Raw genomic sequence first — 20,713 nt, 5'->3', positions numbered from 1 at the left:
AACGCTATACTTGGGTTCCCTAAGATGCATTTAAATTTCCACCTCAAGTAGCGTGACCTACGGTCAATCGCGTAGCTTGGCCAACGGCCAATCGTTCCCGTAGCGTGACCAACGGTCAATCCACTTGTGAAAAAGCCGGTCTACCCTCTGACCATCTCCCCATCTCCCCAAAGCGCCCCTATTCACAATTTAAATGTGTGAATAAGGGCTGTTCCATTATTGATGTTGACAGAATAGGACTTAGAAACTGTTTATAAACTAAATCTTAAGACAACTGAAATCGCTGACTATTGGTGGGTTACGGCGGACAGTTCTTTTAATCCGAAGTTACCGACTCCCGACTCCCTCGGTGCGCTTGACCCGTAATTAAATTACGGGTCAAGCGCACCGCTCCCGACTCCCTGATAAACCAAAGCGAAGACTACAGTAGGGTGCGTTATTAGCCCACCCTACTGTTGGTTTTATGCTGACGCTTAACCCTCAACCGTCAACCCTCAACCCTTAGACCAAACTTGGTAAAGGAATGGTCAAATGGGGATACAGAGGAAAGCGATCGCATAACTGTGCCACACGCTGGCGACATTGAGTTGCCACTTGCTCATCCTCTCGATTCAGTAAGCGATCGGCAATAATATTACCAATCTCAGTAAATTCTGCCACTCCCATGCCTCGGGTAGTCATGGCGGGGGAACCTAGGCGCAAGCCACTGGTGACAAAGGGCGACTCTGGGTCAAAGGGAACAGTGTTTTTGTTAGCCGTAATCTTGACACCGCTCACCAGTTGGTCAGCTCGCTTACCTGTCATACCAATAGAGCGCAAATCTACCAGTAATACATGGTTATCTGTACCACCAGAAACAATCTTTAACTCCCGGTTTTGCAGTGCCGTTGCCAAAGCCTTAGCATTTTCAATCACCTGGGCAGAATAGGTTTTGAATGCTGGGGTCAAGGCTTCCCCAAAGGCAACAGCTTTACCAGCAATCACATGTTCCAACGGACCCCCCTGAGTTCCGGGAAACACTGCCTTATCGAACTTTTTACCCAAATCCGATTGATTGGTCAGAATCAAGCCACCCCTTGGACCACGCAGGGTCTTGTGAGTGGTAGTAGTGACCACATGGCAGTGAGGAAGGGGGTTAGGGTGATGACCAGTAGCAACTAAACCAGCAATGTGAGCCATATCCGCCATCAGGTAGGCACCCACTTCATCAGCAATGGCCCGGAATTTCTCAAAGTCAATGATTCGGGGATAGGCGGAATAGCCGCAAATAATCAGTTTGGGACGCTCTTTCAGAGCAAGTTCCCGAATCTGACCATAGTCCAATTGTTCAGTCTCCTGGCTGACACCGTAGTGACACACCTCAAACCATTTGCCCGACACATTGACCGGTGACCCATGGGTAAGGTGTCCGCCATGGGACAAATCCATCCCCATAATCTTGTCACCAGGTTTTAGTAAGGCTAGAAATACTGCAAAGTTCGCTTGAGCGCCAGAATGGGGCTGCACATTGGCATGAGCAGCACCAAAAAGTTCTTTAGCACGGTCAATCGCTACTTGTTCGACTTTGTCAATGAACTCACAGCCGCCATAGTAGCGCTTTCCGGGCAATCCCTCAGCATATTTGTTAGTTAGCACTGAGCTTTGTGCTGCCATCACCGCTGGGGAGGTGAAGTTCTCACTAGCAATAAGTTCCAGATGCTCCCGTTGACGTTGGAGTTCTTCTCCCAGATACGTGGCTATCGTGGGATCGGTTTCGGCGAGAAAATCGAAGTTAGTTTGAGTCACTTTCTTTACTTGTTCCTAGGATCGATCACGTTTGGGTATTGACACAACAACCTTAAAGGTGTATATGCTTACAAAAAATCCTCTGAGGCAATCAAGCCCCGTCTAGGCAGGAGCGGGAATCAAAAACTGAGGTAGCGCTTTGATGCACGGGTTTATCCCATCAGCGACTACCGGTACCGACATAGCAGCTTTAGTCGCCCTGAAGATTTTGTGACCACTCCCACATCAAATCAGAGATTATGATGTGGGCTTCTCAAATTCGCAAATGAGACTTGCTGCTCCTCGATATCCTGTATCGATTTACCACAGCCATTGAGCGGCAGTCCAACCGCCATTAATGCACGATTCAAAATGTTGATGCCACTATTCCAATCGCGGTCAATTTTTACTCCACAATCAGGACAATGATGGACTCTGTCAGCGAGATTTTTCTCAACTGAAGCTCCACAATTGAAACACTCGATACTTGTACCCCGTGGATTAACTTCCTGGACTAACAAACCGCGTTTGACCGCCACTGCTTGTAAGATTTCTAGAAATGACCCCCACGCAGCATCATGTATTGATTTTGCGTGTCTTATTCGAGCAAGTCCTTTGATATTTAAATTTTCGTGAGCAATTAAGTCATATTTATTACACAACCAATGAGCAACCTGATAATGAAACTCTTTTCTGCAACGAGCTAAGTGAAGATGCAACAAGCTAACTTGCTTTTTAGCTTTTTTCCAGTTGTTAGAACCCTTGACACGACGGGACATCGCTTTTTGAGCTAATGCCAGTCTGTCTTGAGCCTTCCTGTAGAACTGTGGGATCGGTACTGCTTCACCGTCAGATGTAGTTAAAAACTTTTCTAAGCCAACATCAATTCCGACAGCAGACTTAACTGAATCTATAGGTAATATTTCAGGGACGGTATGATCCTTCATTGAAATGCAGCAATACCAACCATCAGCTTTTTTGACAATAGTACACTGCTTGAGAGTGAATCCATCCGGCAATGGTCGATGCATTACCACAGGAATAGAACCGATCTTGCTTAGTTTTAAAACTCCATCAATTAAGTGCGCCCCCGCTTTAGAACTATTCACCCTAGGAAAGACAAAAGATCTAAGTTCTCCAGGCTTCTTGAAACGAGGTCTTCCACCCCGCTTGCCACCCTTGACAGGTTTCCTCCATCTTTCCCACGCTTTATTAAGTCGTTGTAGATTAACTTGTTGAGTTTCTGCGTAAATTTTTTTGTACTCAGGGAACAACCGTTTGGTTTCCTTGAGGGCTGATTGCTGAGTGTAATAATTGAGTGGTTCTGGTATTTCACCAATTGGTTCACTAACGATACTACATCTATCAATAGAGCAACGACTCCTATTGAGCCAATCAAGTCTTTGCCCTAGAGCATAGTTCCAGTGACGGCGCAATAGTTCTAGCCATCTTTCCATGATGGCTACTTGTTCGGTGTTCGGCTTAATTCTGTAGCAGTAGGTCAGTATCATCAGCCCTTAGTTAAACAACTCAAACAATATCTCAAGAACCAATATACCCAGTCGGGCAATTCCCCGGAGACGCGCGCCTTAGACAGTTTAGCCTTTATAAGCGACAGTCTGTGAGTCATAAGTTTAAGTTATATGAAATAAGGCTCAACTGTCTTACGGTAACTTCTAACCCGTTAAATCACGCGATTATAACGGGAGACCCCTTGCCCGTTTAGTTGGACACGACCCTTAAACAGGACTTACCCAGTAAATATACCTACAGGGTTGGTTATTAACGCACCCTATTACTTATCCCTACTACTTATCCCTACTACTTATTCCTACTACATATGGGCGTTTGATGCCCAGTTTTTCACCAGTTTTTCATAAGTCCTGTCAAACAATTCATCGGTAAGGATGAGCTTAAAGCTTGATTCTGGAACGATTCAGACTCAGATTAGGCCAATTTTTAGCAAAACTTAAAGTTTTTATTATGTTAAATTATTTATTATACAACACTTATCATCCAGGGGATCTAATAAGATAAGAATAGGGTTAAGCAATAGTTCTAATCAACAGCACTTATAAACAAGACTTAAGCACTAAGGTGATTGGTCAAGAGTTTCTCGATTAGTATGGGCATAAGGTGTCGTGAGCAAATAAACATTTTTCCCTATCCTCCAGCCTGTTGAGAAGACCTTAGAGTATCTTGCTTCGGCATCAGCCCTGATAGCGTAACAGGATTAGTGCTATGTTAGTAATTCTAACGGACAACCAAGTAATTTCCCCCGACCTTGTCTGCCAATGTTGTTTACTGGCTGACCCAAGTGGTCAACCTCGCTGGCATCAAGGCAAATTGGTGTGTGCTCATCTCCTCAAGAAGCTAAGTGAGAAGCAAGCTCAACAGTATGAGTGTGAAATGGGCTTCCGTCTGGTAAATATGGAGTAAACTTTTGTAGTAAGAACTTTTGTAGTAAGAACTTTTGTACTAAGCGATCGCGAAGCGTGACCAAAGGTCAATCGCATTTCAGGTTGCGATGGGGTAGAGTGTTGTGCTGCGCTATGCTGAATAATAGTTAGTGTAACCCTGATCTGAACATCTTCAAGGAGAAATCACGATGACTTGGCGCGGATCAACAGATGTTAAAGACCGGATTTTTGCAGCCCTTGCATATATACTGCCTCTAATTGTGGTTTTGCCCTTTGGTCAATTTCTGCTAAGACAGTTTCCCATTCTGGGCATTATTTACCTGCCACTAAAACCATTAATTTCAATTTACTACCGTTTGCCGTTGGCGGGGTTAATTATTTTCTTTGTTTTGTTCTTAGCCGTAGTCAGAAACCCACGAATCAGCCATTTTGTTCGCTTTAACACCATGCAGGCGATTCTTTTAGACATTCTTTTAGTTTTGGGTTTTCTATTGTTGCCAATTTTACGCCAAGCACTAGGGGTTAACTTGCTAACAGAAACCTTGTATAATGTAGTATTTTTAGGAATCCTTGCCGCCTGCGGCTACTCCATGATTCAATCATTGATGGGTCGTTACGCAGAAATACCAAGCCTTAGTCAAGCCGTTTACAGCCAAGTCCCCTAGTATTCCTTAGTCTTGGCCTGTGAAGGGCGTAAGCTCACCGTATTTTCCAACTGGCCAATTCCCTCAATTTCCACCCGGACGCGATCGCCAACTTCCATTGGTCCTACTCCTTGGGGTGTCCCCGTAAGGATCACATCTCCTGGTACTAGGGTCATCACCTGGGAAATGTAAGATACCAGAACATCTGGCGGAAATACCATTTGACTAATTAAAGCTGATTGTACTGGCTCAGGGTTGTCATTCAGAAATGTCTGCAATTTTGCCCCAGCACTCAATTCCCGGACTATCCAGGGTCCGAGGGGACAAAAGCTATTAAATCCCTTAGCCCTGGTCCATTGGGCATCCCGCTTTTGTAAATCCCGAGCCGTTACGTCATTAGCGATCGTATAACCCCAAATTTTGGATTGAGCTTCGTCTGGTGTGCAGTCTAAGCAATAGTCACCGATTACCAGTGCTAATTCTCCCTCATAGTCTACTCGCTGAGACTGAGGCGGATACTGGATGGCTTGAGAGTCAGGAATTATAGTGGTAGGGGGTTTAAGAAACAGTAAAGGTTCCTCAGGAACTGATGTTCCCAATTCCGCTGCGTGTTCAGTATAGTTTTTGCCTACAGCCACGATTTTAGTTGGTGCACACGGAGCCAGCAATTGATAGCTTTCTGGTTCCAACTCTAAATCTATGGGTTGTCCCTGTAACCAAGGTGGTGCATCCAGCACCTGAATAGTGCGGGTCACCTGTAACAAGCCGTAGTAGGTCTGTCCTTTAGAAGATTTAACTCGAACGTAACGCTGTGTCATAACAATAGATGTTCCTTAATAATATTACGAAAATTCTCTACTTTACCTAAGGTAGTATTGAGTTGGTAGTACGTCAGTACTGAGTACCGATAACAGATTGTCCTTAACAGTACAATAGATAACAAGCTGCATTCAGACATAGCATCTTCTAGTAGTGTCTGGTGGTGTCTAGTGTTATTCCCCTTTGACGAATGTACTTTCTTTGAGCACAACTTAATTGAAATTTAATTGAAATTGGTTGCACAAGGGGTTAAAATGCTGAAGGGGTAATGCTTGTAAAGTATTGAGATCAAAGTATTGAGATCAAAGTATTCAGATAAGTGTAACAACCCCACAAACTTACCGATCCGGTAACTGTCCGCTTGAGTAGCGGTAGATCAATTCCTTGCTTCTTTAACTATCCAGTAGCAAGCAAGTCAATTACCCAACCTTGACTCTCACCTTTGGTGTGGTTCAAGGAAAGCTGATTGTTAGTGCTGATTGTTAGTGCTGATTGTTAGTGCTGATTGTTAGTGCTGTGTATCGGATAAAAAGAAGCCAAATTGTCCATAAGGAGATTAATACCAGTGAAAAACACTTACGAAATGATGTACATCCTGCGTCCTGATTTGGGCGAGGAACAAGTAGATCAAGCTATCGGCAAATATCGAGACCTGTTGCAGGAACTAGGTGGAGAGCAAATCGAGATTCAGCATCGTGGCAAGCGTCGTTTAGCCTATCCCATAGATAGGTACCGGGAAGGGATTTATATTCAAATGAACTATAATGGACCAGGTACCCATGTGGCCAAGATTGAGCGAGCAATGCGTCTAAGTCAAGATGTGATTCGCTACCTCACCATCAGACAGGAATCATCCCCAGCCCCTACACCAGAACCAGCAGAAGTTGAAGCTTGAACTCTCGGTATTCCAGGGGGTAATCGGTAATCGGTAACAGGTAATGGGTAATGGGTAGTTGAGGATTACCTATTACGTAAGCATTCAGCTATCAGCGTGTCGCGTATCAGCATATGCGCTACACGCATGCTACTTGAGGTGCTATCAGCTTATGGGCGGGCACGGTACTTGATGTGCTTATGGGCATAGGGCAAGCTACACCGAACAGCTTTTGAATAAGCGATGCAGTCAGCCAAAGGGGGTTTCCCCCACTCGCGCTTGGGATCAAGAAAACAGGTAAGCATTCGTTTAATATCAGGAAAGTCCCAGGGTCGAAGCCTGTGCCACAAAGCTGTTCGCCCAGGGTGGGCCAAAAGCCCAGGGCTGACCGCTAAGGGCTGAATGCTTACTTCTTTGCTGGCTACAAAACACTAAGGATTAAAGACTAAGGACTAAGGAGTATCGATAAATTCAGTTCTTGGAAAGGTTCGGAATCTGGCTTAATCTCGATTTGATTGGGTTGAGCCGATTCACCATTAATCAGTAAATTATACTTACCCTGCTGCAACCCTTCTAAATAAAAGACCCCAGCACCGTTGGTAATCGAAAAAATCGATTTTCCTGAATCAACTGGTACTGCTTCTACCTTCGCACCCTCCACCGCTTCTCCCCCAGCATCAGTGACTACACCTGCAAAGGTGTAGGATAGTACCATTGGCACAGTAACTGGAGTATAGCTACCGGGCACCACCTCCACCGCATAGGCCGATTCCTCGGGTTTCCAGTCGATGGGATATCCGGCGGGGTCAAGGTCAAGGCGATAGGTGTCAGGGTCGAGTTTGACAAAAATCCCATTGTTGCGAATGTCTGGTCGAAAAGAGGTAATCGATTTATTATTCAGCAGTAACAGTAAATCCGGCTCTTCGAGGTAAATCTCTTCCCCTTTATCTCGTTTACCATTGCCATTGTTGTCAAAGAAAGGCTGAATTAACAATCCCCCTCGGCTGCGTAAGCGGTCAAAGCGGGTGTCGGCAGCGCTAATCCCTGATTGGACATTGATATTGGGAGAGACCTCAATCCTGAACGTGCTGCCATCAGAGGTAGTAGATATTTCCTGATAACGTAACCGCAATACTAATCCGGGAATCACGGCACTGGAAGCTGAGGCAATCAATCCATTACCCCGAGAACCGAAGCCATAGCCGAAATCCAAGTCCCATAGATATCGACCATCACTAGACTGTTGTGGAGAACGATAGCGCCAAGCTAAGCGAGCGAGGTGATCATCACGGTTATTTGAATCCCGGGTTTCGTAACCCAGTAGCAGGGAATGTCCTTTAGAGGCACTGCTATCGGACAAATAATAGATTAGTTCGGAATTGGTGGTGATTTCATTGCCTCGATGGGACAGTCTCAGACTTCCCAGGTTAGACCTCAAACTCCAGCGCAAGTTATTATTGGTGTCCATGTCAGCACTGGCAAAGAGTGAGAAATTTTGGCTAGTGTGGGAAATGCTCATACCAGCAGCTAAGGCTTCTTCCCGAGTGTTACCACTGGCTCTCAAGGTTAAACCACGAAAGACTTGCCAGTTGACCCGAAACCGCTGCGCTAGACTATCACTGTTGAAGTTAAAGCTCAGCTTAGGGGAGGGTTGGAAGTTAATACTGGCATCATAGTCTATCCCCTCATCCTCTGTACCCAAAAGAGCCGACACTTTTACCTTTAAGGGAAATCCAGCAGGTTGATAGAATAGTTCCCCTAACCCCAATACTGACTCGTCGTAAACCATCCCCATCCCCAAAGTCAGGTCTTCTGTGACTCCTAAGCGATAGGCAATTCCCCCCCGCACGTCTGTAAACTCACCAAAGAAATTCCCATTCTGGCTCGATTCCCGACTCAAGCCAGTGGAAACAACTAAAGCAGAGGCTCCCTTGGTCAATTGACCCGGTATAATAGAAAATTTTGCCTCTCGAATTTCCGGTTCCGCAGTAAGCTGTCCATCGGGATATAGAAAGACGCGATAAGTATTGCTACCGCCTCGTCCAGTTATGACATTTTCAAAGCGGTAAACCCCAGAGGAGTCCACTAGGATTTCATCCACTACCACATCATTAAAACCTTGGGTCAGCTGGACTAACGTACCCGGTTCAGCTTCCCCAGTAATGCTGCGTCCAATGTCATTGGCTTGTAACCGTTGGCTAGGACTAAATCCACCCCCCGATGACCGTGGTGGGATAAATCCCCAGCGCTGGATAGTGGTCGCACCCCAATATTGACCTGTCCCTTGACTTCGCCAAAAGGTGGGCTGGGAACCTAGGACATAATCCGCTGCATCGGTTTGGCGAAAATACTGGGCTTCCTGTAACCGAAACGTCCCAGTATCGGTTAAATCCGGTTGGCGAGTCCTCAGAAACCAGCTACCTCCTAATAAGGTGCCGATGGTGGTAAATTCTCCAGTATAGTTAGTGGAATTAGACAGAGAACTGCTACCACCCCCTCTGCCACTAATATTTACCCGTTGTCTGATCGCGGATATGCTAAAGGCAGGGGCATCAATCTCAGATAATCCTTCAAGTACGACTGGGATTTCTGGAGTTCGCCGACCTTTGCGCCGCACATTCAACCAGGGGGGATTAAACCTAATGGCGTATTCAATCATGTCAAACTCCGTCGGGACTCCTAGAAGAGTTTGGATGGTTTTGACGGGAATGACTAATCCTAATTCTGGGTCAGTTGGTAAGTCTTCTGGATTGATGCGGGTGACTAAACCAGGCGATCGCACTTCTAATTGACCATCTTCTAAGGGTTTGACATCTAATTTCAAGCCCTTAATCACATCATCTAAGGGAATCAGCCACTTTTCAAAATTAATTGCCTGGGAACCATCTTCAAATCCCCGCACTAAGGTACTAGGAATCACATTCTGTTTTCCCAGATTGACGCCTACAGGAAGAATAATCAATTGATCACTATCGTTTCGCCTTGGGCTAGAGGTAGTGGCGGCGACTTCCGGTTTTGGGATTTCAGGTGCTAGTGTTTGGGCAACAACGGAAGTTATGGTAATCAAAGAAGACAAGAGAGTTGTTACAGCTAGATAAGCTAGTGAAATAATTTTCATCCAACACCTATGAGCTGACTAAATGCTGACTAAATTTTTTAAGGGAAACTACATACATACTTTCCAATTTGGTCAGATCAAGTAACAGTAACTAAGGGGTTTGATACATCGGGTTTATTGCAGTAGCACTACTATTCCCTTATTCCCCGTAATTTTATCCACCTTAATCAAATTCAATGAATTTTAAATTCGGTATCTTTCCGGATGTATCCAGTTAGGAAATTAGGAAACAATAGAATTACAAACAAATTACAAACAAACAGTTTATTCCCACCAGATAAAGGACATGAGAAACCAATTCGGTAAATCCTTATTTATTTCCGCCTTGACTGCTTTAGGTGTTGCTGTTGGTGCTACCAGTGCCTTTGCTCAGGAAGCTCCTGAGACAGAGCAGGAGTTTGAATTCCACGGCACAGTAGAGGGAACATGTTCTTTTTTAAATGTTCAACCTGGTAATTTAGCAAACCCTTTTCCCGAAGTATTAGTTGCTAATGACGTAGAAGGTGATCCTGCTACAGGTGTGATGGTGTGTAATAGTGGCGCAATTGTCTCTCTTGGGGATTTGATGCCGATGAATCGTCTATCTGAAGAACTTTTAGACACCGCCAATAACTACGAGTATGGAGTTACTTTTTTTGATCTTGGGGGTGGACCAGTTGGCGAGATTGGGCGTAGTAAGGAAGGACCTGCACTGCCACCCCAATCGTTACCTCCTAACCAATACGATGTTGAAGCTAACATGGAGATCGAGGGACTTTTACCCCTTAAAGGTGGTGATTATGCCTATAAGTTTACGGTGACAGCTACAGCTGACTAAACTCAACTATTGGCTGGAAGCCAGCGACGTATTCCGCTGGAAAATTGAACTGCAATTAACCTCTATATTTTTAGTTGTCTCCGTGGGAATCGGCTTCACCCGATTTTTCCTACGGAGACTTTACCAACAAACCGTTGATTTATAATAATCTAACATCAGCTAATTGTTCTGTCAATATCTAGAACAGCCTTTCCAGACAGATTTAAGTAAAAACAATTAGGGTCTGTATTATTTACTATGGGAATAAAAACCACCATAATCCTATAAAAAATATTACTATATTACCCGTAATTTTCTACATATTAATCAAGTTAAATTAGTTTAAAATTTCGGTATCTTTGCTGAATGGTTACAGTTTTTATTTTTTTAAAATAATTTCTAAAAATTTCCTTTACACCACCAGTTTACCCTAGCTCAAGTAGATGTAAGCATTCAGCTATCAGCCGTTGGCCGTAGGCCACGCTACTTGATGTGCCGTCAGGTAATCAAAGGGAGGTAGTAAACCAGCTGGGGGGTGGTGGTATGGCTGGTTGAAAATCCCTGCTCGTTGTACTCATCCGACCCCGTGCAGTTAAAGCGCCTGCTAGCACCTCAACTAGCACCATCTGTAGCGCATAAGCTGATACCTGTTCCCGTAGCGTGCGCGTAGCCCATTAGCTGACAGCTGAATGCTTACAACTGGAGTTTATCATAATTAGTTTTTAAAAGAAACAGGAAACAGGTAAATTCGGAGCAGATAACCGGATAATTTTTAATTAATAAAAAGATAATATCTGTGTTAAATACTACCTTTTTAATTCAGTCTTTGCAGTCTTGTAGAGAGATAGCATGCTACCTCTCTACTTTTGCTTAAGTTAGTGCCATTCGACTTAATCAAATCGGCTTCTTGGAGAAGTAGATAACTTTGGATATTGGCAGGATTGTGGAGACTAGTTTTGGACTTTTGCAAGAGGTCTGCTGATTGGCGTACTCTGAATTTACCTACTCTGAGCAGTGGTGCTGCTGGGCATAGTCAGATTAATACTAAAAGGCACACTTTGTCGATTCTCTTCTTCGCCCCAAAGCAAGGTTCCAGTCAATTGGTATTGTCCAGCTGTCAATTCCTTGGCATCACTAGGATATCCGATAGAAATCTTCCGTTCCCCCCCAGCAATCACTGTCCATTCGTTTTGTTTGCCAGTGGTGACCGTAGTGGTTCCCTGCTTGAGAGTCCACTCCACCTTGGGTCGTGCAGTGGCATTGCCACTGTTGCTAACCTGTAACAGAATCTGCTTACTCTTGTGATCAAAGCTCGCTTCCTCTACGGTCAATTTGGGAGAAATATCTCCATGACGTACATAGACAGTCACACCAATGCGAGGTACGATGCCCATACTGACACCACCACGGTTATTCTGGGAATGTTCCAGATTTTCTGTGAAAATCACTGCCCGATATTCCCCTTTTTCCATACTAGGAGGAAAGCGGGAAATCATTCGGATGCGGCGAGTTACGCCTGGTTCTACCACCAATTCACGAGGGGAGAATTGTAGATAAGGGGTTAAATCATTAGAGCTAGATTCCAATGCTTCAAACCCATTTTCATCGTAGGTGAAAGGTGTCGCATAGACACGGGCTCGAAATGCCTTATTACTGCGATTGGTGACGTTGATGATACCTCTAGCTTGACCTCGTTCTGCTTCTTCTTCAATAACTAAGGGAGAAACTTGAACCTGAGCTTTAGCTAATCCTGGAAATAGCACCAGTGCAGATAAGGCGCAGCTACCTAAATAAGTTATTAAATGTTGATTGAGTTTAATCATTTCTAGGGAACAGGGAACAGGGAACAGGGAACAGGTCATCGGGAATCGGGAATCGGGAATCGGGAATCGGGAATCGGGAATCGGGAATCGGGAAAAATATTTGTACCTATTTACTATACAAAGTAAGGATTTAGCTTATGCGCTACGTCCCAGCGTCGAAGCCTATGCCACGATAATTGAGGTGCCAAAGGCCAACGCCTGACAGCTGACGGCTGACAGCTGATAGCTGATAGCACCTCAAGTAGCACCATCTGTAGCGCATATGCTTACGATAATTTAGTAAACAGCGATATATAGCACTACCCATTAAGGTTAGGACATTTATAAAAGCAGCAAAAGCTATTATATTCAGCTATTGCTAGCATGCCTATTGCCTATTGCCTTGCGCGTAGCGCTATACTTTAATCTATTGTTGACTAAATTTATGGTAATAGCTATGGTTAAAATTACTGATTTTTATATACTATTATTTTTCAACAATCGTTATAAATACGGATATAGCAATGCTAAGTGATTTGTAAGTAGTCACACAAAAAAAATTACCTGTTTTACAAAATAAAAATCCTGATGTTATAAGCCTTACCGATAATAGGAAGAGGTAATTTATTTTGTAATGATACTTAAACAATACTTACCTTAAAATCGTCCTGAGTGCTAAGTAGTGATAAATTAAGCCACGATCACAGAATATTCAAGTTCAATCCTGACTTAGGCAACAAAACCAGGAAAAGGTTGATATGGAATCCCTTTGCTCTGACACCTATGCCAGCATGATAGTAACGGACATTGCCTCAAATCAAGAAATTTCCAGTTGGAATCGGCAAACCTATCAACGTTTGAAACTCGCTTTGAGTATTGGTCTGCGCCGCCAGCTTTTTTTGGCAGTGTGTGATGACCTGAATCTGCGCAACCAGCTAGCAGATCAATTATACCGGGAGTTAGGCTTATGTGCAGCAAACGGGTCAATGAACCACCAAGGTTACCCAAACTTGGTCAGCCTGAATTTAAATCTGAGCGAACCCAATCCCTTAGCTCAGATTAGTCAATGGTTAACCGACCATGAGGAATCTTACACTTCTGAAAGTATACCGGGATTTCAGATTCTGGGTATAGAAAACTTAACACGGCAACCCGCAGCACTGCAACGATTGTTTCTCAGGCATTTACAGTCAATTGGGAATAATCTCAGCTACTGGGAACTGACTTTCTTGCTCTGGTTGCCACGACCTTGGTTTTATTCCATTCAGCAGTCGGTACCAGAATTTTGGCAACAGCACACTGGTTTCTTTGAGTTTGAAGGAGAACCAACACCCCTATCCCAAAGGGTGGCTGATACAGCACAGGCTTCTTACACATTACCCCCCTCAACAACAGTAATCGATCCTGGTCAGGAAGATGTGGAGACACTGTTAGGGCAAGAGGATATGTTGACAGTTAAAAGTTTTAATGTTGAAGCTTTAAACGATAACTTTCAATCAAAGAATGTGCGACTTGAAAATCACAGTGAAACACCACAAGATAACTTACAAATAAATAACCTGCGACCGACAACTGAAACTGAAACACCACAAGATAACTCTGAACCAAATAACTTGCAACCTGGAACTCAAAAACCATCTACAGGCCAAACCTATCTTGAATTGGGCAATCATTATCGCTACCTGATTGAACAAGGAGATGCCTCTGAGGAAAACTTAGTGATCGCAATCCAGGCTTATGAGCAGGCGCTGCAATGGTCACAATTCACACCTATCGAAGAATCCGCTATCCTCAATGATGTGGGAAATTTCTACTGGATGCTATCTCGTTGTCCGAACAATGACAACCTGATGCTCTCTTATTTAGAGCAAGCCATTAAATGCTATCAAGTAGCACTAACTGACTTTTTAGCGGAACAATCTCCCGAAATTTTTAGCATGATACAGAATAATTTGGGAACAGCTTATGGAGAGTTAGCCCAGTACCAAGATTTAGCTAAAAATCTGGAAAATTCTATTCGCGCCTATGAAGAAGCTTTGCGCTATGGCGGTGCTGACCATGACTTGGTTAAATATGCTTCAACCCAGAATAACTTAGGAACGGCTTACTGGAATCTAGCGCAACATCAATCACCAGTGCCGAATTTAAAGAAAGCGATCGCAGCCTACCAAGAAGCCATCTCTCATCATGACACCACAGCCAATCCTCAGAATTGGGCAATGATTCAAAATAACCTGGGTACGACTTACTGGAGTCTTGCCCAGCACGAACAACCAACAGTCTGGTTGAAGCTAGCCATATATGCCTATCAAGATGCTCTCAAATACCGGAAACCGGAGGTTGACCCAGCTGGCTATGCTGCAACCCAGAATAACCTAGGTACCGCCTACTGGCACTTAGCCGACCAGTTAAAGGAGGAATATGGGGCAAAAGCAGAATACTTTAAGCAATGTATAACGGCTTATGAAAATGCTCTTGCGATCGCAGGATATCAACCACACCCTTCTGACCAAGTCTCTAACCATAACAGATCACCTGTACCAGTTAATTTTGATATTATAGCTACCTACAACAACTTGGGGCTAGTTAATTTCCAGCTAGCGACACACCCACAATTTTCCTTAAGCAAAGGGTCTAAGTTAACTCATTTAGAAGCTGCCCTACACCAACATGTCCAAGCTTGTATGGGTACAGTTGAGCAACCGGAAACCTACCAAATTTCTCTGAATTACCTAATCCACACCATTCGAGCATTCTCTCGGGAAAATGGTCCTGCGGGACAAAGCTTTGCCCTTTCTAAAGTGCCAGGTCAGCTATTACCAGAAATTTTGCATCGCCTATAGGGTTTGTCTCTGGGTTGTAAACACACGAATTGGGGCAAAAGGCAAAAGGCAATAGGCATGCTAGCAATAGGGGAAAGAGAACCTCAGTTTTATTGTCCAATAAAAAAAGACCATACAGGTTTCCATCTCAAATACCAACGCTATAGGAGCCTAGTAATTTAAATTTAAATTTAAATTACCAATTCTAGATATCAAAAATTATCACAAATAATTTTTGATGCCATATTCCCTACTCTCTGCTCCCTTTGCTAGCCCAATTCCCAAATTTATAATTCTAAAAAGATAGTTCACCATCTTGATCATATTGTAACTGTTGAGGCTTGTTGTGAATCTTTCTAGGAAACGGTCTTGGATCAGGTTGATTTTCGGCTACTGATGATTGGGGTTGCTCTTGGTCAAAGATAGCCTGAGTATCATTGACAAACGATTCTACTAATGGCTCCTTGGGCATCACTTCATTATTACTCAGCTCATCATTTAAATCAATAATTTCTCCGCCAAAACAATCTTTAATTTTCCCTAAAGCTTGCTCTATTTGATCAGCATCCCAGTCTAAGTCAGAGAAATCATAACCTCCCTTGGATAATACAGTGTCCACTGCTTCAGATGCTTCAGAATTGCTAGGAGGGGCAAGGTTTTCTGGCTGGGATGGTTGGGAGGAGGGGTTTACTGCTGGCTTTGAAGAGTCACTGGTGCTAGGTGGCACAACTAGTTTGGCCTTGGTTGAATCCCCCTTTGAATCCCCCTTGCTGTTTGAAGATTCCTGTGGTGCTGGGGTAGTGATTGGTGGAGGTAATTTCTGAGTTGGTACTGCTGCTAGGGTCACTCTTGATTGAGGAGCGGTCTGGGACGGGTTTGCTCCTACGAGTTGGAAATTAACTTTCACATGACCTGGATGGACTTTGGCAAATGCCTTTTGAATTTGGGGCAACATTCCTTTTATAAGCTGTTGTACACCCTTCTTTTTGATGCCAATAGATGCCTCTCGGCCATTGAAAGCTAATAAACAGCCGTTGCTACGCAGTATTTCTCTAGACCCATCCAGTTCAATATTACGAATGACCTGTTGCCAAACCTGCTCGATTTCGTAGGGCTGGTTGCTAACCTCGCTATCTTGCTCAACAATAGCGCTATGGTCAACCTCCTGATTCGGTATTGAGGTTGTAGCTAAATCAGGGGTTTTGGGTATGCCATTGGTAGAGGTGTCTGGGTGTGGTTGAAACCCTAACCTTTCTGAAGGCTTAGGCTCCTCAGTTTTCTGAGTCTTGGGCTTCTGAGCTGGTTTACTTGGATGCTCTGGTTTAGGAGTAGTCTGATCTCGAGCAGAGGTTGATTGATTGTATGGCTCTTTTCTGGGCTGATGTTTCCCAACTGGTGGTAGTTTAGGCTGGTGCCTAGGTTTAACCGAAGGTGCTGAGGGTTTGACTGATGGATTTTCAGGGAATAACTTTGAGGTTTCTACGGATTGAGAGGCAAGAGCCGCTGGCAATAAACCCATTAGGGTTACTTCTAACCAGAGACGGGGCTGGGTAGTGTTTTTGATCTGAATTTCACTGTCTTTTAGATGCTGTTGACCACGTAAAATACTCTCCACATCCAGCTGTTTAGCTAACTCACACAGCTTCTGCCAGGTGGGGAGGGTGATGGCTGATAAATTATTACGAGCAGGAGCAGTTTTAGCAATCAACAAATCTCGGTAGAAGCTAGCCAGATTTTGTAGGATAACTAGGGGCTCTCGACCTCTATCGATCAGATAGCCACATTGTTCTAGTACTGCTACTGCTTCAGAAGATGCGATCGCGTTTAGCAATGCCAGCAAGTCTTGTTCAGGTAATGCCCCCACTAAATCCCAAACCTGCTCTACCGTGACCTGTTCATCTAACAAACTCAGTTGATCTAGCAAACTTTCTGCATCCCGGAGCCCGCCTTGAGCCCCTTGTGCCACTAAGGTTAAGGCATCTGGTGTAATAGTTATATTTTCCTTAACTGCAATATCCTTCAGATGAGACACCATTGCCTCTAGGGGAATGCGGCGAAAATCAAAGCGTTGGCAGCGGGAAATAATGGTGGGTAATACCCGTTGAGGGTCTGTGGTAGCCAAGATGAAGACTACCCGCTCCGGTGGTTCTTCCAGGGTTTTGAGAAGGGAGTTGAAGGCTGCGGTACTAAGCATATGGCATTCATCGATCACATACACTTTGTAGCGGCACTGGACTGGGGCAAATTGAGCCCGTTCAATGATTTCCCTGATATTATCTACACCTGTATGACTAGCTGCATCCATCTCAGTCACATCCAAGGATAAACCACCAGCGATCTCACGGCAGACGTGACATTCCCCACAAGGAAATGGAGTTGGCAAATCAGTCTTGAGACAGTTGAGAGACTTAGCTAAAATCCGTGCTGAAGAGGTTTTCCCGGTACCTCTAGGGCCAGTAAACAAATAGGCAGGGGCAATGCGCTCACTCTCGATGGCATTGGTTAGGGTTTTTGCGATCGCATCTTGCCCCACTAAATCTGCAAATCTCTGGGGACGATATTTGTGATGTAGGGGTTCGTAGCTCACGACTTTGTGCTGTGGGGGGCTTACCAGATTGCTCTAGTAGTGTTTTAGTGACATACTCCCGACGCTGCCAAGCACGGGACAGTGCGGGCTTCTTTCCAACACCAGCTACTGCTTAGGTTACACGGGTTACTTTATTAACGACACGGTCAGAAGTTACCCCAGCGAGCAATCCCTCGCTGGGGCAGCCTTTATGGCTAGGAGGCTTGGCTGAAAGGGTTAAAACTTTGAGGCGCGACCCATGGCGAATTAAATTACGGGTCAAGCGCGCCTCCATTTGGCATTTCGACGTTCCGACCCTTGCCCCGCGCTGACCATAGTACACTTAGCCTATCCGGTAAAGTGCGGGGCTTCTCGCGGTTTAGCTAATAGTGTTTTAATTTTAGGCAAGACATATGGGGGTCTTTTTAGGGATTGCTGGAGACAGGGGTTTGTTAAACCTTTATCTTCGGTGGTAATCTTTCACCAAAGATAGTAACAGGGATATCAGACTCCTATACTACTGATGGGTTACCTTACTTGACACTCCCCACAGCTATAAGCAGGGGGATTCTTGGCTCACCGAATTGACTTGCCGTGACAGGTTTACACCAACCACAGTAGAGGTCAAATCTCCCCAAGCGTTCAGAATCATTGATCTAAGTTCCGGTGTGCCCCACCGTACTCAGGGTTTTTCCTCAGACTTGCCAGGCTTTCTCTAATTTCTTGCCCAATGACTTTCATAGGCCATCATATCGTTAGATTGAATTACGCAATGTGCATTCTCAAGACACATTTTTTACGTTACCTACTTATATCAAAGGGTCATCTCCAATACTGGCGTGCCTTACTATCTGATTATATACTACCAGAGCCAGTATCAGCATTCGAGATCAAAATTAGCTGACGGGGAATAAATTCCCTTCGGGCTCATCCCCATAACGATAAGTTAGGGGATGAGCCCTCAGAGCTTTCGGTAAACTATATAATCGAGCATTTCTACCTCATCGATATATATCTTCTGTTTTAATTATGGAATCAGCTATTTCTTCTTCTGTTAGTACTACTGACGAATTACCCCGCGAGGTGAGAGTTGCTCAACTGCGTAATCTGGTAGAAACTCTACACATCGCGGATGAAATTGCCAGCCAAGGCTACCTGATTAGTAGTTCTGAACTGGCCGATTTAATGGATGTGAACGCCAGCGCTGTCACTAGTCGGGGTAACCACTGGTCTTGGCGCAACTGGGTTGTCTCAAGGGTCAGGCGTGAAGGTAATCAAATTCTGTGGCAGTTAGAACGGGTAGACAAAGGGAATATAATGGATGAAGACTAAGCCTTACAAGACTAAGCGCTAGATAAGGGCATGCCTATACTACCTTGAGACTATGTTGGTAAGCAGTCAGCAGTCAGCGGTCAGCAGTCAGCGGTCAGGTTATTTGATTCAATTGCGGTGTACTCCTCAAGTAGTGTGGCCACAGGCTGATAGCTGATACGCGACACGCTGATAGCTGATAGCTTACCTATGTTGAGACTATGTTGAGTGTTCACCCTTGACCGACCCTTAACGATTAACACTCAACACTCCCAGTGGTTGATTAAACCCCATGAACACAACTTAATATTACTCATATGTCTTGTCACAACTGGGATGATGGGAAAATAGCTAATATATTGGCAGTAACCCTAGTCTTGCAAATGTAGGTTACAGCGCAAGAACATGGGTCAAACAGAGCGAGCAGCTTCATGGCATCCGTACCCAAAATGACTTCACCTGTCTCGGAAAACCCGAAGAACTTGATCCGCCCATTTCAATACCATGATTTGGCAGCAATTGAGAAGCTACTGCAACAGGCAACTGATGGGCAGAGTAAGATCTGCCCATCAGTTGACCAACAGCCACTTAAACACGTTAGACGCTGGTATTGGTTGCTGAAGTTTTTGAGTTGGTTTCCCAACCCCTATCAGTACAGCTTTTGTATGTATGTGGCTGAGCAACTCCAAAAGCTGTGCGGACTGATCAAAATTTCCCCATTTAATCACACCCGTAGTACTTGGCGGGTGGAGCAGGTGTTAGTTGATGCCAACAATTCTCTAGTGAGTAACACCCTGGCAACTCGAGACATTGGCTCGGCTCTGTTGCGCCATTGCTTTGAAAAAATTTGGCAAGCGCGAACTTGGTTATTGGAAGTCAATATCAATCATAAAAGTTCACTGGCTCTTTATCGGCAAAACGGATTCCAACCCCTAGCTCAGATGACCTATTGGGCGATTGAGCCAACACTGCTGGAAAAATTGGCGGTTCGTGAACCAGATTTGCCGAACCTGTTGCCTGTCAGTAACGCAGATGCTCAGTTGCTCTATCAGCTGGATACGGCATCAATGCCACCAATAGTGCGTAAGGTTTTTGACCGCCATATCCAGGATTTTCAAACCAGTATGTCACGGAAAATCATTGATTCACTGTGGCAGTGGCTAAATCATACTGAAGTGATCAGTGCCTATGTATTTGAACCACAGCGTAAAGTCGCCGTTGGCTATTTTCGGCTGCGACTGTGCCGTGATGGTAACCGTACCAACTCAGCTGAGTTAACAGTTCATCCAGCCTACAATTACCTATATCCAGAGTTACTGTCTCAAATAGCACGGATTGCCCAAAAACTGCCTTCCCAATCCCTACATCTGGCAACGGCTGACTATCAAGCTGAGCAGGAAGAGTATCTAGCTCAGCTGGGAGCAGAACGGATTGAGCATACTCTGCTGATGTCCCGTTCTGTCTGGCATAAGTTGCGAGAAACCAAGTCTGTAACTTTTGAGTTATCGGATGTGCTTCAGGGGCTACAGCCAGCCCGAACCCCAATCCCCAGCCGCATATCCTGGTCACAATCCCCATCGAAGAAACACCGTGCTAAGGGTAAAAAGGTCTCTATTGGGGTTTCCCAGTCTAAGAGTGTAGTCTCTCAAGAGGAGACGGTGTCGGTTAAATCTTCACCACAGAAGTAGTTAGAGATTCCAAGTTGGGTTATAGCTAATGTAAGAAAGCTTCATACCTAATGTGCCATTTCCAAAATTAGCTCTGTGACTGTAAATTT

Annotated in this window: 15 protein-coding genes; 8 read left to right on the top strand and 7 right to left on the bottom strand. The window is 44.6% G+C overall.

Annotated features, from left to right (window positions below):
* Positions 1–63: 63 nt before the first annotated feature.
* From F6K64_RS18015 to F6K64_RS18005, 3 genes are all read right to left on the bottom strand, one after another.
* Positions 64–186 carry a hypothetical protein gene (locus F6K64_RS18015; RefSeq protein ID WP_267872101.1) on the bottom strand — a complete coding sequence of 41 codons (123 nt, stop codon included), beginning with the start codon at positions 184–186 and terminating at the stop codon, positions 64–66.
* A 315-nt stretch (positions 187–501) separates the two neighbouring features.
* On the bottom strand, positions 502–1,785 hold the full coding sequence (glyA, locus tag F6K64_RS18010) for a serine hydroxymethyltransferase (RefSeq protein WP_287265943.1): 1,284 nt from the start codon (positions 1,783–1,785) through the stop codon (positions 502–504).
* A gap of 230 nt (positions 1,786–2,015) precedes the next feature.
* Entirely contained in the window at positions 2,016–3,275 is a 1,260-nt protein-coding gene (locus F6K64_RS18005; RefSeq protein ID WP_008188511.1) for an RNA-guided endonuclease InsQ/TnpB family protein, read from the bottom strand.
* Between the two features lie 730 nt (positions 3,276–4,005).
* On the opposite strand from F6K64_RS18005, the gene F6K64_RS18000 reads away from it, so the two are divergent.
* Positions 4,006–4,203: a hypothetical protein gene (locus F6K64_RS18000; RefSeq protein WP_008188510.1), complete on the top strand. Its 198-nt coding sequence runs from the start codon at positions 4,006–4,008 to the stop codon at positions 4,201–4,203.
* 169 nt (positions 4,204–4,372) lie between these two features.
* Complete coding sequence (locus F6K64_RS17995) at positions 4,373–4,849, top strand: Tic20 family protein (protein ID WP_287265942.1); 477 nt, start codon at positions 4,373–4,375, stop codon at positions 4,847–4,849.
* Here F6K64_RS17995 and F6K64_RS17990 read toward each other — a convergent pair.
* Positions 4,846–5,646 (bottom strand): fumarylacetoacetate hydrolase family protein, encoded by an 801-nt coding sequence (locus F6K64_RS17990; protein ID WP_008188508.1) that lies wholly within the window; start codon positions 5,644–5,646, stop codon positions 4,846–4,848. The two genes, F6K64_RS17995 and F6K64_RS17990, sit on opposite strands and share 4 nt — an antisense overlap.
* A gap of 566 nt (positions 5,647–6,212) precedes the next feature.
* On the opposite strand from F6K64_RS17990, the gene rpsF reads away from it, so the two are divergent.
* On the top strand, positions 6,213–6,542 hold the full coding sequence (rpsF, locus tag F6K64_RS17985) for a 30S ribosomal protein S6 (RefSeq protein WP_193374718.1): 330 nt from the start codon (positions 6,213–6,215) through the stop codon (positions 6,540–6,542).
* 424 nt (positions 6,543–6,966) lie between these two features.
* Here rpsF and F6K64_RS17980 read toward each other — a convergent pair whose 3' ends face one another.
* A complete protein-coding gene (locus F6K64_RS17980; protein ID WP_008188506.1) occupies positions 6,967–9,639 on the bottom strand; it encodes a carboxypeptidase-like regulatory domain-containing protein in 2,673 nt (890 codons plus the stop codon).
* Positions 9,640–9,925: 286 nt separating this feature from the next.
* Here F6K64_RS17980 and F6K64_RS17975 point away from each other — a divergent pair, with 286 nt between their 5' ends.
* Complete coding sequence (locus F6K64_RS17975; protein ID WP_008188505.1) at positions 9,926–10,456, top strand: hypothetical protein; 531 nt, start codon at positions 9,926–9,928, stop codon at positions 10,454–10,456.
* Positions 10,457–11,433: 977 nt separating this feature from the next.
* On the opposite strand, the gene F6K64_RS17970 is transcribed toward F6K64_RS17975, so the two are convergent.
* A complete protein-coding gene (locus F6K64_RS17970; protein ID WP_008188503.1) occupies positions 11,434–12,258 on the bottom strand; it encodes a fimbrial biogenesis chaperone in 825 nt (274 codons plus the stop codon).
* On the opposite strand from F6K64_RS17970, the gene F6K64_RS17965 reads away from it, so the two are divergent.
* Positions 12,245–12,460 carry a hypothetical protein gene (locus F6K64_RS17965; protein ID WP_008188502.1) on the top strand — a complete coding sequence of 72 codons (216 nt, stop codon included), beginning with the start codon at positions 12,245–12,247 and terminating at the stop codon, positions 12,458–12,460. The genes F6K64_RS17970 and F6K64_RS17965 overlap by 14 nt on opposite strands.
* A 535-nt stretch (positions 12,461–12,995) precedes the next feature.
* On the top strand, positions 12,996–15,080 hold the full coding sequence (locus F6K64_RS17960; protein ID WP_008188501.1) for a tetratricopeptide repeat protein: 2,085 nt from the start codon (positions 12,996–12,998) through the stop codon (positions 15,078–15,080).
* Positions 15,081–15,354: 274 nt separating this feature from the next.
* Here the strand turns inward: F6K64_RS17960 and F6K64_RS17955 are convergent, their stop codons facing one another.
* Positions 15,355–17,646 (bottom strand): DNA polymerase III subunit gamma/tau, encoded by a 2,292-nt coding sequence (locus F6K64_RS17955; protein ID WP_008188500.1) that lies wholly within the window; start codon positions 17,644–17,646, stop codon positions 15,355–15,357.
* Between the two features lie 1,008 nt (positions 17,647–18,654).
* Here F6K64_RS17955 and F6K64_RS17950 point away from each other — a divergent pair.
* The gene (locus tag F6K64_RS17950) at positions 18,655–18,957 is read left to right on the top strand and encodes a hypothetical protein (protein ID WP_008188499.1); all 303 of its coding nucleotides are present in this window, start codon (positions 18,655–18,657) and stop codon (positions 18,955–18,957) included.
* Between the two features lie 428 nt (positions 18,958–19,385).
* Entirely contained in the window at positions 19,386–20,624 is a 1,239-nt protein-coding gene (locus F6K64_RS17945; protein ID WP_044494888.1) for a GNAT family N-acetyltransferase, read from the top strand.
* Positions 20,625–20,713: the final 89 nt, after the last annotated feature.

It is taken from the genome of Moorena sp. SIO3A2, from assembly GCF_010672265.1.
GTDB classification, from domain to species: Bacteria; Cyanobacteriota; Cyanobacteriia; order Cyanobacteriales; family Coleofasciculaceae; genus Moorena; species Moorena producens.
Note: the sequence above shows the minus strand (reverse complement) of the source record. Positions and strands in the feature narration are given on the sequence as shown.